The organism is Amycolatopsis sp. WAC 01376 (genome assembly GCF_003947415.1).
Lineage (GTDB): Bacteria > Actinomycetota > Actinomycetes > Mycobacteriales > Pseudonocardiaceae > Amycolatopsis.
The window spans coordinates 1162440-1176031 of record NZ_QHKL01000001.1 but is presented as its reverse complement, the minus strand read 5'-3'; the positions used below and the strand labels follow the sequence as shown (position 1 = coordinate 1176031).

11 protein-coding genes are annotated in these 13592 nt (G+C 70.0%); 3 read left to right on the top strand and 8 right to left on the bottom strand.

Annotated features, from left to right (window positions below; genetic code table 11):
* Positions 1-24: 24 nt before the first annotated feature.
* The 3 genes from DMH03_RS05560 to DMH03_RS05550 all read right to left on the bottom strand — a co-directional run bounded on the left by DMH03_RS05560 (position 25) and on the right by DMH03_RS05550 (position 3871).
* The gene (locus DMH03_RS05560) at positions 25-2559 is read right to left on the bottom strand and encodes an FtsX-like permease family protein (RefSeq protein ID WP_125791559.1); all 2535 of its coding nucleotides are present in this window, start codon (positions 2557-2559) and stop codon (positions 25-27) included.
* Entirely contained in the window at positions 2559-3317 is a 759-nt protein-coding gene (locus DMH03_RS05555) for an ABC transporter ATP-binding protein (RefSeq protein ID WP_125790869.1), read from the bottom strand. Before DMH03_RS05555 ends, DMH03_RS05560 begins: the two co-directional genes overlap by 1 nt.
* A 71-nt stretch (positions 3318-3388) precedes the next feature.
* Complete coding sequence (locus DMH03_RS05550) at positions 3389-3871, bottom strand: PepSY domain-containing protein (protein WP_125790868.1); 483 nt, start codon at positions 3869-3871, stop codon at positions 3389-3391.
* A 60-nt stretch (positions 3872-3931) separates the two neighbouring features.
* Between DMH03_RS05550 and DMH03_RS05545 the strand changes: the two genes are divergently transcribed.
* A complete protein-coding gene (locus tag DMH03_RS05545; protein WP_125790867.1) occupies positions 3932-4612 on the top strand; it encodes an MgtC/SapB family protein in 681 nt (226 codons plus the stop codon).
* Between the two features lie 8 nt (positions 4613-4620).
* On the opposite strand, the gene DMH03_RS05540 is transcribed toward DMH03_RS05545, so the two are convergent.
* Positions 4621-5388, bottom strand: coding sequence for an SDR family oxidoreductase (locus DMH03_RS05540; protein WP_125790866.1), 768 nt, complete (start codon positions 5386-5388; stop codon positions 4621-4623).
* 121 nt (positions 5389-5509) lie between these two features.
* Between DMH03_RS05540 and DMH03_RS05535 the strand changes: the two genes are divergently transcribed.
* Positions 5510-6634: a hypothetical protein gene (locus DMH03_RS05535; RefSeq protein ID WP_125790865.1), complete on the top strand. Its 1125-nt coding sequence runs from the start codon at positions 5510-5512 to the stop codon at positions 6632-6634.
* Here DMH03_RS05535 and DMH03_RS05530 read toward each other — a convergent pair.
* From DMH03_RS05530 to DMH03_RS05515, 4 genes are all read right to left on the bottom strand, one after another.
* Positions 6631-7341, bottom strand: a complete 711-nt coding sequence (locus DMH03_RS05530; protein ID WP_125790864.1) for a hypothetical protein — start codon at positions 7339-7341, stop codon at positions 6631-6633. The genes DMH03_RS05535 and DMH03_RS05530 overlap by 4 nt on opposite strands.
* Positions 7342-7542: 201 nt before the next feature.
* The gene (gene clpB, locus DMH03_RS05525; RefSeq protein WP_125790863.1) at positions 7543-10140 is read right to left on the bottom strand and encodes an ATP-dependent chaperone ClpB; all 2598 of its coding nucleotides are present in this window, start codon (positions 10138-10140) and stop codon (positions 7543-7545) included.
* Between the two features lie 88 nt (positions 10141-10228).
* Positions 10229-11413, bottom strand: a complete 1185-nt coding sequence (locus DMH03_RS05520; protein WP_125790862.1) for an MFS transporter — start codon at positions 11411-11413, stop codon at positions 10229-10231.
* 75 nt (positions 11414-11488) lie between these two features.
* Positions 11489-11953, bottom strand: a complete 465-nt coding sequence (locus tag DMH03_RS05515) for a MarR family winged helix-turn-helix transcriptional regulator (protein ID WP_125790861.1) — start codon at positions 11951-11953, stop codon at positions 11489-11491.
* 270 nt (positions 11954-12223) lie between these two features.
* On the opposite strand from DMH03_RS05515, the gene DMH03_RS05510 reads away from it, so the two are divergent.
* A complete protein-coding gene (locus DMH03_RS05510; RefSeq protein ID WP_199748679.1) occupies positions 12224-13429 on the top strand; it encodes a globin domain-containing protein in 1206 nt (401 codons plus the stop codon).
* Positions 13430-13592: the final 163 nt, after the last annotated feature.

The following is a 13592-nucleotide window of genomic DNA, read 5'->3' as shown; positions in this document are numbered from 1 at the left end:
ACCGGGGTGTTTCCCGCAGTGCGCTCAGTCACTGCCGGATGTCGCGGCGTCCACGGCCTGCCCGCGGGTCGCCAGCCAGGCCGGGACCAGGGTCGCCGCCAGCGCGAGCGTCGCGGCGAGCCCGATGATGGACAGGTAGATCAGCGGGGAGCCCATCGGCAGCAGGGAATCGGTCGCCACCAGGCAGAACGGGACGATCGAGCCCGCCGCGACGACGGTGCCGAGCACGATCCCGAGCAGCGCGACGAGCCCGCCTTCGTAGCCGGCCATCCGCAGCACCTGCGCCCTGGTCGAGCCGGTGAGCCGCTGGAGGCCGAACTCGCGGCGCCGCCGCACCGTCGCCATCACCAGCGTGTTGGCCACCGAAATCACCGTGTAGGCGATGATCATCCCGACCAGCAGGTAGTTCACCCACGCGCCGACGGCCTGGTCCTTCGCGTGCGCCGCGACGAGCGCGTCCCGGTCGCCGACGGACACCGGCTGCCCGGCCGTCGCCTCGCGAAGGCGTTCGGTGAGCGCCGCCGGATCGACGTCCGGGGTGGCGCGGACCAGCATCTGCGGGGCGAGCCCGGCGGTGGTGTGCGGGGCCAGCAGACCGGCCGGGAGCAGCAGGCTCTCGAAACCGCGGCGCTGACTGGTCACCGCGACGACCTTGACGCCGTCCGGGGTGCCGTCGCCGAGCCGCAGGCTCAGCTTGTCGCCGACGCCGCGGCCGAAGTCCTTCGCGAAGACCTCGGGGAGCGCGACGGTCATCCCGGTCAACGCCTTCAGGTCGCCCTGGGTCACCTTGGTGTCGGTGGTCGCGGCCGCGCCGGAGGCGGTGAGACCGATCGCCGGACGGCCCTCGTCGGAGGAGTCGTACGGCTCCTCGAGGAACACGCTGCTGGTGACGTACTCGGACGCTCCGGCGACCCCGGGCACGGCCTGGATCCGCTGGACGAGGTCCGGGGACAGCCCACCCGCCGCGGAGGCGATCACGGCGTCGGCGCGGACGTCTTCGGTGAACGCCTGGTTCGCCAGTTCCTCCTGGGTGGTCTGCAGGTAGATGTTCGCGGTCGCGATCCCGACGGCGAGCATGATCGGGGTGACCGCGCCCGCCGCCCGGACGATGCCCGCACGGGTGTTGAGCACGGCGAGGTGCCCGGAGATCCCGCCGAACAGGCGCATCGGCCACTGCAGGATCGCCGTCATCGCCTTGGCGACGCCGGGGGTGATCATCGCGACGCCGAGCGCCCAGAGGATCACCGCGGGTCCGGCGGTGCTGGCCGCGATCGGGCCGGTCATCACCGCGACGGTCACGATGGCCAGCGCGGTGCCGCCGCCGAAGCAGAGGGCGGCGAACACGACCCGCGTCGGGGTCAGCCAGCGGCGGGTCACCGCGGCCTCGGCGAGTGCCTCGGTCGGCCGGATCTTCCCGGCGCGGCGGCCCGCGAAGAAGGCGGCGATGAACACCGCGAGCATCGCGGCGCCCGCACCGACGACGGCGGGCAGCCAGCCTTGGTAGAACCGCAGAACCCCGGGCACCACACCGTTTTCGATGAGCTGCCCGAACAGCCACTCGCCGAGGAACGGGCCGAGGGCGGCGGCGAGTGCGGTGGCGAGCAGGCCGACGGCCAGCGCTTCGCCGAGCACCATGCGCCGGAGCTGGCGCGGGGTCGTGCCGATCGCCCGCATCAGCGCGAGTTCACGCGAACGCTGCTGGGTGGACAGGCTGAGCGTGCTGGCGACGACGAACATCGCGACCATCACCGAAAGCCCACCGGACACCGCGGCGATGACGATCAGGTTCGTCCCGCTCGAATCGGCCTCGGGGAACTCCGCGACACCGCGGTCGATTCCGCTCAGGACGTTCGCGCCGGTCGCGACCTCGGCGACCTTCGCCTGCACCGCTTCGATGTCGGCGCCCGGGTCGGTGAAGACGCCGATGACGTCGGCCTTGCCGGGGTAACCGGAGAGCCGGGCGGCGTCGGCGGCGGAGAAGAACATGGCGGCCTGTGTGATCGAACGCGGCGCACCGGCCACGCCCGACACCCGGAAGCCTTCGCTTTCGCCGTGGGCGGCGACGTCGATCCGGTCGCCGGGTTTGAAACCGGACGTCGACTCGACGACGACCTCGCCCGCGGCGGGCGCGAGCCCCTCGGCCAGCGTGTACGGGGTCAGCGCGGCGGAGTCCCAAGCGTGGCCGAGGGCGGGCTTGCCGCCAGCCGCGAGCGGGAAGCTCACTTCACCGACGACGTCCGAGACACCGGGGACGGACCGCAGGCGGGAAACCAGCCCGTCGTCGAGCCGCACACGCTCGGGGAGCCTCGCGTCCTCGAATTTGCGCTTGTCACCGGCTTCGAGGGAGGCGGGGTCCGCCTTGGGCAGTGCGAAGGTCTGGCCGCCGGTGACGACGATCGGCGCGGCGGCGAGGCGCTGGGGTTCCGCGTTGCTGCGGATCCCGGTCTCCATCAGGCCTCCGCAGGAGGCGACGATCAACGCGCCGAAGAAGACGGCGATGAAGGTGCCGATGAATCCGCCCTTGCGCAGGCGCAGGGTCCGGAAGGCGAGTCGCAGCATCACGCACCGGCCCTGACCTGGCTGCCCCAGGCACCCAGGTGGATCATGCGTTCGGCGACGACGTCCGCCGTCGGCGCGTGCAGTTCGTCCGCGATCCGGCCGTCGGCGAGAAAGATGACGCGGTCGGCGTAGGAGGCGGCCATCGGATCGTGGGTCACCATGATCACCGTCTGGCCGGTCGTCCGGACCGAATCGCGCAGCAGCGCGAGGACTTCGGCGGCGGTGCGGGTGTCGAGCGCGCCGGTCGGCTCGTCGGCGAACACCACCGCGGGCCGGGTGACCAGCGCCCGCGCGATCGCGACGCGCTGCGCCTGCCCGCCGGACAGTTCGCCGGGAAAGTGCTTGCGGCGGCCGGAAAGTCCGACGCGGGTCAGCATCTCCTCGACGACCCGGCGGTCCGGCTTGGCGCCGGCCAGCTGCTGCGGGAGCGTGACGTTCTGCTCGACCGTCAGCGCCGGGAGCAGGTTGAAGGCCTGGAAGATGAACCCGACCCGGTCGCGGCGCAGCTTCGTCAGCTTCGTTTCGTTCATCCCGGCCAGTTCCTGCCCGTCGAGTACGACGGACCCCGACGTCGGCCGGTCCAGCCCGGCCGCGCAGTGCAGGAAGGTGCTCTTGCCCGAGCCAGAGGGGCCCATCACCGCGGTGAAACCGCCGCGCGGGAACGCCAGCGTCACCCCGTCCAGGGCGACGACGCCCTTGCCGTATTCCTTGCGGACGCCGTCGAGCCGGACCGCGTCACCGTTCCACCCAGTGTTCATGGGGAAAACCTTAGGAATTCCCGGCCGGACACACCCTGGTGCGAACGTGCGTCTCCTTGGTGGGGCGGGCCCTACCTCACCGCGCCGGTCCTGGCGTCGACGTTGACGTCGTGCTCGATCCCCTTGCCGTCGCGGAGCCCCACCTCCCAGACAAGGGTGCCGTCGGCGGCGTAGTCGACCTCCATCTCGTCGAGGTCGCCCGGCTGACGTTGCTGCGCGGCCTGAAGTGCCTTGACCGCGTCCACACCCGCCTGCTCGACCTTCGCCAAGTCGTCGCTCGGCTTGGCCGTCTGTTGCTTGCCGAGGACCTGGCCGCCGTCCGGGCTCACGCGCACCTTGTGTTCCTGCCCGTGCGACGCGACCTTGATCTCCCACCCGTCGTTCACGGGCTCCACGTCGAACACCCGTCCGTCGGGCAAAGCGCCCGCCGCCGCTTGGATCGCCTTCACCGGCTGGGCTTCGACCGGCCCCGGTGCCGCCGGGGCGGGTGCCTGTTCGGTGGAACAGGCGGCCAGCGTCAGCGCCACCGCGATGACAAGAAGTGATGACTTCATGATCCACGCGTACCCGTCCGGCAGGGGCTCGAACCGTCTTCCGCGGGATGACAATGTGGGGTGATGCTCTCCAACGGACAAGGCTGGCTCCAGATCGGTGAGCTGACGACGGCGTTCGCGCTGTCGGCGGCGATCGGACTGGAACGGCAGCTCAGGGGCAAGAGCGCCGGACTGCGGACGCAGACCATCGTGGGCACCGCGTCCGCGTTGATCCTTTTGGTCAGTAAGTACGGTTTCGGCGATATCCTCGCGACCGGGCAGGTGGTACTCGACCCGTCCCGGATCGCCGCGCAGATCGTCTCCGGTGTCGGTTTCCTCGGCGCCGGGCTGATCATCACCAGACAGGGCGCGATCCGGGGACTCACCACGGCCGCCGCCGTCTGGGAGACCGCGGCCATCGGCATGGCGGCGGGCGCCGGATTACTGCTGCTGGCCGTCGTGGTGACGGCCATGCATTTCGTGGTGGTGCTCGGTTTCACCCGGCTGACCGCACGGCTTCCCGGCGGCACGCGCACGACCAGGCTGCGCGTGAGTTATGTGGACGGGCAAGGGGTTCTGCGTGATCTGCTGGCACTTTGCACGAGCCATCGATGGTCGATCACTTCCCTGCGGATCGCCGACGACCGCGACGGCGAAGTGACGGTGACGCTCGACCTCACCGGCCCCGACGCCACCGCCGCCCCCACCGTGCTCGCCGGGGCCGACGGCGTGCGGTCGATCGAAACCGCGGACGACGACTAGGCCGTGTCCTAAGTGCGACCCTTGCCGCCGAACCCGCCGCCGAGCTTCCGCAGCACCGCGCGCGGCAGCAGTCCGCCGACCGCGACGAGTGCCTTGTACTGCAGGCTCGGCACCGAGATCACCTTGCCGCGGCGCAGATCCGCGAGCGCCTCGTCCACGACCTGGTCGACGCCGAGCCAGAACGCCTTCGGACCGGGTTTGGCCAGTCCGGCCCGCTCGTGGAACTCCGTGGTGGTGAACCCGGGGCAGAGCGCCATCATGCGGATGTTCTTGGGCAGCGAGGCGGCGATGCCCTCGGTGAACGAGGTGACCCAGTTCTTGCTGGCCGTGTACGTCGAACCGCGGCCACTGAAGAAGCCCGCGACCGAGCTGACGTTGATGATCGCGCCTTCGCCGCGGTCGATCATCCCCGGCAGCGCCGCGCGGGTGAGCCGCAGGACGGCGGTGACGTTGACGTCGAGCTGACGTTGCAGTGCGTCCGGCGGGATGGTCCAGAAGTCGCCGTTGAGCCCGAAGCCCGCGTTGTTCACCAGGAGGTCCACCGGCTCTTCGGCCAGCCGGGTCTCGACCAGCGCACGTCCGTCCACTTCGGACAGATCGGCGGGCAGGACGACGACGTCGACACCGTGCGCATCGACCAGTTCCGCGGCGAAGCTCTCCAGCCGGTCGACGTCGCGAGCGACGAGCACGAGGTCGTACGCCTCGGCGGCGAGCGTGCGCGCGAACTGCGCGCCGATGCCGGCGGTGGCGCCGGTGATCAGTGCGGTCTGGGTCATGTCGCCGAACCTACTCCTCGGTCGGGTTCGGCGGAGAGTGCCTGAAGGGGCGAGTGTGGGGGTCACCCACCGTGGGGATTTGACGTGCAACCGCTCAAGTCGGGAAGTATCGTCCGGCCCCATGGGGAAGCACAGCAGGCGCAAGCCGAGCTACCTGCCCAAAGTAGCGGCCGGCGCGGCGCCGCTGGCCTTGTTGTTCGCCGGTCCGGCCGGCGCACTCGCCGCCCAGACCGATCCGTCGATCCCGCTTCCACTCGATCACCAGCGCGAAGGCACCCTCGATCGCGGTGTCGGCTTCACCAGCGAAGGCGACACGTCCGTCTTCCGCGGTTTCCTGACCAACACCGAACGGGACGTCTTCAGCAAGGACGTCGGCGACGTCAAAGCCGTCGCGGACGTCCGCCGGTCGGTGAGCGAGACCGTCGAGACCCGCGAAGGTGTCACGGCCCGTCCGGACAAGGTCGGAGTGCTCGCCGCTGCGAAGACCACCGAAGCCGTCAAGCAAGGCCAGCGGGAAGCGGTGAAGCTCGACCGCTACGGCAGTGTCGTCGCCGGGAACGAGACGGAACTCGAGCGGACCGGCACCCGGTTGACCGAGGCCACGCTCACCGGCGTCCCCACCCTTGTTTCCGAGGACAGCCGCGGTCTCCGCGCGGCCGAGGGGACTTATCACGCCGTCCGGCCGCTGCCCGGGGTCGGCGTGATCAACGAGACGGAACAGCACGTCGGCGGCGGCCTCGACCGGGCCCTGCGGCTCGACGGCGGTTTCTCCGGTGACCTCGGCGGCGTGCTGGAGGCGGGCCGGTCTTCCGGGCACGCCGTCGATGTCGGCGAACTCGCCGCCGTCGGGACGACGTCGGCGCAGCACGGCAACGGCCGGTTCAAGGGGCTCCTGCCGCTGGACGTCGGCTCCGGCACCGGCTTCGGCCAGGAACACGCGCTCGGCGGCACCATCGGCCCGTCGTCCGGGCTGGTGACCACCGGGCAGGACATGGAACTGGCGCAGCACGGCGCCGGGCTCACCGGCGCCGGTTCGCACCGGATCAGCGGAGACCTCGGCATCGGCGACGCGGCATCCGCCCGCGGCACCACGACGACGACCTTGCGCGGCGTCCTGCCGACCACCGATCCCGCACAGGCGGGGCGGGTGACGCAGTCCGGGACGCTGGATCTGACCGTGCTCGGTCAGTCGTGGCACACCGGCGCGACCGCCGGAGCGCTTCCGTTGGAACTCGAGCGTTCCTAGCCCTGCGGCTCGATGTCGTCGGCGGCCTCGGCCTGCCAGTGGCGGCCCGGGGTCGAGGCGTTGTCGTACTCCTCGTCGAACGGGTCGACGATGTCGGCGATCTCGCCGAGGTCGCGCAGCAGCCGCTCGAGCCGCGACGGCCCGGCGTTCGGGGCGACGCTCGCGAGCACCCACTCGTTCTCCAGCCACGCCACGCCGACGTCGCCGCCGAGTGAATCGGCCGCGTCGACGAGGTCCTGCGTGATCACCTTGCGGGCGCCCTCGGAGTCGTCGGCGAAGGCGTAGCGCTGGCCGATCGGGCCGAGCATCTCGGGCATGTCCTGGCGCTGGAACGGCACGCTGGACAGCCACATCTCCAGCGGCACCTCGTGCACACGGTTGCACCGGACGGCGACCACGACCGCCGGGATCTGGCCCTCGGTCTCGATGTCGAAGATGAAGACCGGGCGCCGCCCGTCGGAGGTGAAGGTGGACCCGGCCACGACGTTGACCGCCAGCTGCGCGCCGAAGTATCCGATCGCGCCCTTGGACCACTGCCGCGGCAGCCGCTCGTCCTCTTCGACGAACTGCCAGCCGCGCAACTCGGCCCAGCGCATTCGCTCGCGATTGCGCGAGCCCTCCTTCGCCCGGTCGGCCGCGAGCAGCGCCAGCCCCGCCACCAAGGCGACGGCGGCGATGACGAACCAGATCCACGCCGGAATACCCACGCCGGTCAGGGTATCCCCCTGCACTCACCGGACGTGATCGCCGGGCGTCGTGTCGCGCCACCCCTTTCGGTGCCGCGCCCCGAAGACCGGCCGAAACGTCGACAAATCGCTGTGTCGCCAATGCTATGAAAGGTCCTTTCCTTGCAAATTTTGCAAGGAAAGGACCTTTCATAGCGTCCGGCAGGTGACCGGCCGGCGGCGTCAGTCCACCCGGGTGACCGTGAGCGCGTCCGACGCCTCCTGGGCCGGGATGTCGACCCGGACCGTGTCGCCGTCCCGGATCTCACCGGCCAGCAGCTGTTTCGCCAGCTTGTCGCCGATCGCCGACTGCACCAGCCGCCGCAGCGGCCGCGCGCCGTAGATCGGGTCGAAGCCGTTCAGCGCGAGCCACTCGCGGGCCCCGGCGGTGACGTCCAGCGTCAGGCGACGCCGCGAAAGCCGGGTGGCGAGCCGGTCGATCTGGATGTCCACAATGGACGTCAGCTCGTCGGTGCCGAGCGCGTGGAAGACCACGATGTCGTCCAGCCGGTTCAGGAACTCCGGCTTGAACTGCCGCTGCACCACCGACATCACCGCGTCGTTGCGTTGACGCTCGTCGAGCGCCGGGTCGGCGATGGCCTGCGAACCGAGGTTCGAGGTCAGCACCAGGATCGTGTTGCGGAAGTCCACCGTGCGGCCCTGGCCGTCGGTGAGCCGTCCGTCGTCGAGCACCTGCAGGAGCACGTCGAACACGTCCGGGTGCGCCTTCTCGACCTCGTCCAGCAGCACCACCGAATACGGCCGCCTGCGCACCGACTCGGTCAGCTGCCCGCCCTGGTCGTAGCCGACGTAGCCCGGAGGCGCCCCGACCAGGCGCGCCACCGAATGCTTCTCGGCGTACTCGCTCATGTCGATCCGCAGCATCGCGCGCTCGTCGTCGAACAGGAACTCGGCCAGCGCCTTCGCCAGCTCGGTCTTGCCGACGCCGGTCGGGCCGAGGAACAGGAACGAACCGGTCGGCCGGTCGGGGTCGGCGACGCCTGCCCGGGTGCGGCGCACCGCGTCCGAGACGACCTGCACGGCCTCCTTCTGCCCGACGACGCGCCTGCCGAGCTCCTCCTCCATCCGGAGCAGCTTGCCCGTCTCGCCCTCCAGCAGCCGTCCGGCCGGGATGCCGGTCCACGCGCTGACCACGTCCGCGACGTCGTCCGCGCCGACCTCTTCCTTGAGCATGACGTTCTGCTGGCTGACCTCGCTGGCGGCGATCGCGGCCTCGAACTCCTTCTCCAGCGCGGGAATCCGGCCGTAGCGGAGTTCGGCGGCCTTGCCGAGGTCGCCGTCGCGTTCGGCGCGTTCGGACTCGCCGCGCAGCTGCTCCAGCTGCCCCTTGAGGTCGCGGACGCGTTCGATCGAGCCCTTCTCGTTCTGCCAGCGCGCTGTCAGCGCGGTCAGCGTCTCGCGCTTTTCGGCCAGCTCCGAGCGCAGCACGGCGAGCCGGTCCTTGGAGGCGGCGTCGTCCTCTTTGGACAGTGCCATCTCCTCGATCTCCATCCGCCGCACGGCGCGCTCGACCTCGTCGATCTCGACGGGCCGCGAGTCGATCTCCATGCGGAGCTTCGACGCTGCCTCGTCGACAAGGTCGATCGCCTTGTCCGGCAGGAACCGGGCGGTGATGTAGCGGTCGGACAGGGTCGCGGCGGCGACCAGTGCGGCGTCGGTGATGCGCACCCCGTGGTGCACCTCGTACCGCTCCTTGAGCCCGCGCAGGATGCCGATGGTGTCCTCTGTGGACGGTTCGCCGACCAGCACCTGCTGGAAGCGCCGCTCCAGCGCGGCGTCCTTCTCGATGTGCTGCCGGTACTCGTCGAGTGTGGTCGCGCCGACCATCCGCAGCTCACCGCGGGCGAGCATCGGCTTGATCATGTTGCCCGCGTCCATCGCGCCCTCGCCGGTCGCGCCGGCGCCGACGATGGTGTGCAGCTCGTCGATGAAGGTGACGACCTCGCCCGCGGAGTCGGTGATCTCCTTGAGCACGGCCTTCAGCCGCTCCTCGAACTCGCCGCGGAACTTGGCCCCGGCGACCATCGAGCCGAGGTCCAGCGCCACCACTCGCTTGCCGCGCAGCGATTCCGGCACGTCACCGGCGACGATGCGCTGGGCGAGCCCTTCGACGATGGCCGTCTTGCCGACGCCGGGTTCGCCGATGAGCACCGGGTTGTTCTTGGTGCGGCGCGAGAGCACCTGCACCACGCGGCGGATCTCGGTGTCGCGGCCGATCACCGGGTCCAGCTCGCCGGCGCGGGCGCGCTCGGTCAGGTCGACGCCGTACTTCTCCAGCGCTTTGAAGGTGCTCTCCGGATCCGGGCTGGTGATCCGCGCGGAGCCGCGCACCTTGGCGAACGCGTCACGCAACGCGTCCGGGGTGGCGCCGTGCCGTTTGAGCAGGTCGGCCACCGGGCCGCCCTCGATGTCGAGGCCGACGAGGAGGTGCTCCGTCGAGACGTACTCGTCGCCGAGTTCGGTCGCGAGCTTCTGCGCGTGCGTCAGCGCCTTGACCGCGTGCGCGTCGAACTGCGGGCTCGACACGGTCGCGCCGGTCGCCGACGGCAGCGCCGCGATCAGCGGCTCCAGCTCCTTGTGCACCTGCTCCGGATCGGCCCCGACCGCGGTCAGCAGCGGTGCGGTGAGCCCCTCACCCTGCGCCAGCAGGGCGCCGAGCAGATGCGCGGCCGCCACGTGCGGGTTGCCAGCCATCGTGGCCGCCTGCGCCGCCGACGAGATCGCCTGCTGGGTCTTCGTGGTCGGGTTGAAAGCGTCCATCCCTCACCTCGTACTAGGTCCTGCGTAAGTCCGTCGACCGGTACAACGTCAGCAAAGTTGAGTCTGTTCCGCTCAACTCTGAAAAAGTTCAGCCTCCGGTCGGCGACACGGCCTCCGCGGGCAGACGCGGACCCACCCGGCCGAGGCCGACGACGGCCGTGCAGGCACACGCGGCCACGAGCACCCACGGGATCCAGACTGCCACGGAGAACAGCGCGACGACGGCCGGAGCGATCACCGCGGCGAGCGTGAACGCGTACTGGAACGCCGCCAGATACCGGCCTCGCGCCTCCGGCGGCGCCGCGGCTTCGGCCAGCGCACCGGATCGCGGACCGAACGCGAGATCGCCGGCGGCCAGCACGAGGGTCGCGCCGAGCAGGTAAACCGGCTGGAAGACCTTCGGCACGAACACCACCACGAGGCACGCCAGGCACCACACCGCGAACAACGCCGAGCCCGCGCGCATCGCGGCGATCCGGGTCAGGTTCCTGGTGAGCCGCAATCCGACGACTCCACCCAGACTGGTGACGACGGTGAGCAGCGCGATGATCGCGCCGGGAAGCCACCGCGGGCCCTGCAAGGCGTTGAAGACGTACACCGGCATCCCGATGAGGAAGAAGTCCATCGTGAGCGCGAAGAGTCCGCTGAACACGATGAGCGCCAGGTACGGGCGGTTCCGCCAGACCCGCGCGGGCCCCGAGCAGCGCGGCAAGCGCCGCGGGACCGGCGTGACCAGCGTCGAAAGGATGGCCGCGGCGACGACGAAGGTCGCGACGTCGACCATCACGGCGACGTACAGGCCGTCGCGCCCGATCCACACCAGTAGTCCGGCCGCCGCGGCCCCGGCCAGCCCGAAGCCCGCGGAGCGGACCATCGCGGCTTCGGCGAACGGCCGGTCCTTCGGCCCTTCGCCCGCGACGTCGGCGATGAGCGAGAACTGGGAGCTGTAGAACAGCTGCTGCCCGGCCGCGAGCATGACGGACGCGCCGACGACCCCGGCGAAACCGTCGGCCAGCAGAAAAGCGCTCGCTCCGGCGGCCTGGAGAACGTGGGAGCAGATCATCACCGTCCGCGGGCCGATCAGGTCGACGATGCGCCCGGCGAGTGCGGGGACGAGCAGACCGGCGAACGCACCGAGAGTGACCGCCGCCCCCGCCTGGGCGAGGGGCAAACCCACCACACGGATGACGAAGACCAGCCCGAGCGGAAGAAAAAGTCCCGAGCCGAAGTTGTCGATTCCCAAGGCGACCAGCAACGCGACCCTGCTCCGCACAACATCGACGCTACCGGCGTGACAGCCAGGCGAAAGGTCCGTTCAGTCAAGACCGGCGGGTAGTAATGGCGGCCGTCAGACGTCGCAAGTCTGCGTCGACAAGGCCGTGCGAAGGTCGGCGTTCATCTCGGCGAGGCGAGTGGTCAGGCCGAGGACCTTTTCGTCGTCCCAGTCACCGAGCGCACGCTCCATGAACTCCAGATAACCGGCCCGCCTGCGGCCCAGTTCCTCGTGTCCGCGTTCGGAGATGCTGATGATCGACGCGCGGCCGTCCTCGGGCGCGGGACGGCGGTCGACCATCCCCGCCGCGGACAGCTGGGAGATTTGACGGCTTACGACCGAAAGGTCCACAAAGCGTCGTTTGGCCAGTTCCGAGGGGCGCGCCTCGCCGTGCTTCGCCAGGTCCGACAACAGCATCGCGGCCGCCGGATGCAGACCGGGCTCGTCCTGCCATGCCTGCATGATCCAGGCGTGCTGCAGCTGGGAGGCGGCCTTCAACTCACGCATCAACTCGACCCTGGCGTCGTCTGCGGAGCTCATCGGTGCCTCCCGGCTACTTGTACAGTACAACTTTATTCGGCGACGCTTGCGTAAGACAACTGTTTACCTCGTGAGATCCCCCACTGCCGACCGGTTTCGAGTACACCCGTCCGGAGCAACGATGCAGGCAAAAGGTCTCTAGGCGGCTAGTCTCGCGAGCGAGCCGGAACCAGCCGACCGGCCCGAAAGCCACTGACCGGAGAGGTGAATGACCCGTGAATTCTTCTCCAGTGGACCCTCGTTCGTGAACCTGGGGAACTGTCTTCCGGTATGCGCTTCCCGATCAGCGACTCCCAGCCCGTGACGGCCGACGCGGTCAGTCCGGTGCCGCGTTCCTCGGCACCGAGGGAAGCCCCGCCCGCGGTCACCGCGATGGTGCGGCTCATCCGGGACACCTGGGCGAAGTCGGAGCCCTTCATCCCGGAGATCTCCCAGTTCTTCTACGGGATGCTGTTCACCCTCGCGCCCGCCACCCGCGACTTCTTCCCGATCAACATGGAGGTCCAGCGCGGCAGGCTGGTGCGCGCGCTGGTCCACATCGTGCAGATGGTCGACCGGCCGGACGACCTGGTGCCGTTCCTGACCCAGCTCGGCCGCGACCACCGCAAGTTCGGCGTCATCCCCCGGCATTACGAGGCCGTCGGCACCGCACTGCTCGCCTCGCTCAAGAACCACCTGGGTCCGGACTGGACACCGGAGGTCGAGCGGGCCTGGGCGGAGGCGTTCACCATCGTCGCCCGCGCGATGCAGGAGGCCGCCGCGGCCGACGTCAACCCGGCGTCGTGGTCCGCGACCGTACTCGAACACCGGCGGCTCACCTGGGATCTCGCCCTGGTCCGCGTCCAGCCCGAATTCCCGGTGCCGTACCAGCCCGGCCAGTACATGAGCGTCGAAGTCCCGCAGCGGCCGAGGCTCTGGCGCTATCTGTCGCCGGCGAACGCGCCGCGCGAAGACGGCGGCATCGAGTTCCACGTACGCGCGGTCGACGGCGGCTGGGTGTCCCGCGCGATCGTGAGCCACACGCAGCCGGGCGACGTCTGGCGGCTGGGGCCGCCGCTCGGCAGGCTTTCGGTCGACCGCACCGACGGCCGCGGCGTCCTGATGATCGCGGGCGGCACCGGCATCGCGCCGCTGCGCGCCATTCTGGACGACCTCGCGCAATGGGGCGAGAACCCGAAGGTCCAGTTGTTCTACGGCGGACCGTCGCGTGAGGACCTTTACGACCTCGACGAGTTGCGTGCCCTCGCGTCCACCAACCCCTGGCTCACCGTGACCCCGGTGGTCGAGCACGGTGAAGAAGCCCCCGGCTGCGTCCAGGGCACGCTCGCGGAAGCCGTCACCCAGAACGGATCCTGGCCAGGGCACCGCGTCCTCGTCGCCGGTTCGCCCGCGATGATCCGGGCGACGGTGTCCCGGATGCTGGTCGCGGGCAGCGCGCTCGACCAGATCGCGTACGACCCCTTCACCATCGACTAACCGATTCCACAATGGTGGATCAGTCGTCGGGTTCGTGTCGTTACGTGACGCGGTAATCACGGAGAAAAGCCACCCGATCGGCGGATCACGCCATCCTGCCGAACTGGCGAAAACCACTGGTGAGCAAGGGAAACCCTGCCTGCTTGATCACCTTTACTTAGTG

What these genes read in the sequence shown, in the direction of transcription:
- DMH03_RS05560 (WP_125791559.1), bottom strand. Translation starts at nt 2,559, where the DNA reads ATGCTGCGACTCGCCTTCCGGACCCTGCGCCTGCGCAAGGGCGGATTC.
- DMH03_RS05555 (WP_125790869.1), bottom strand. Translation starts at nt 3,317, where the DNA reads ATGAACACTGGGTGGAACGGTGACGCGGTCCGGCTCGACGGCGTCCGC.
- DMH03_RS05550 (WP_125790868.1), bottom strand. Translation starts at nt 3,871, where the DNA reads ATGAAGTCATCACTTCTTGTCATCGCGGTGGCGCTGACGCTGGCCGCC.
- DMH03_RS05540 (WP_125790866.1), bottom strand. Translation starts at nt 5,388, where the DNA reads ATGACCCAGACCGCACTGATCACCGGCGCCACCGCCGGCATCGGCGCG.
- DMH03_RS05535 (WP_125790865.1), top strand. Translation starts at nt 5,510, where the DNA reads ATGGGGAAGCACAGCAGGCGCAAGCCGAGCTACCTGCCCAAAGTAGCG.
- clpB (WP_125790863.1), bottom strand. Translation starts at nt 10,140, where the DNA reads ATGGACGCTTTCAACCCGACCACGAAGACCCAGCAGGCGATCTCGTCG.
- DMH03_RS05515 (WP_125790861.1), bottom strand. Translation starts at nt 11,953, where the DNA reads ATGAGCTCCGCAGACGACGCCAGGGTCGAGTTGATGCGTGAGTTGAAG.
- DMH03_RS05510 (WP_199748679.1), top strand. Translation starts at nt 12,224, where the DNA reads ATGCGCTTCCCGATCAGCGACTCCCAGCCCGTGACGGCCGACGCGGTC.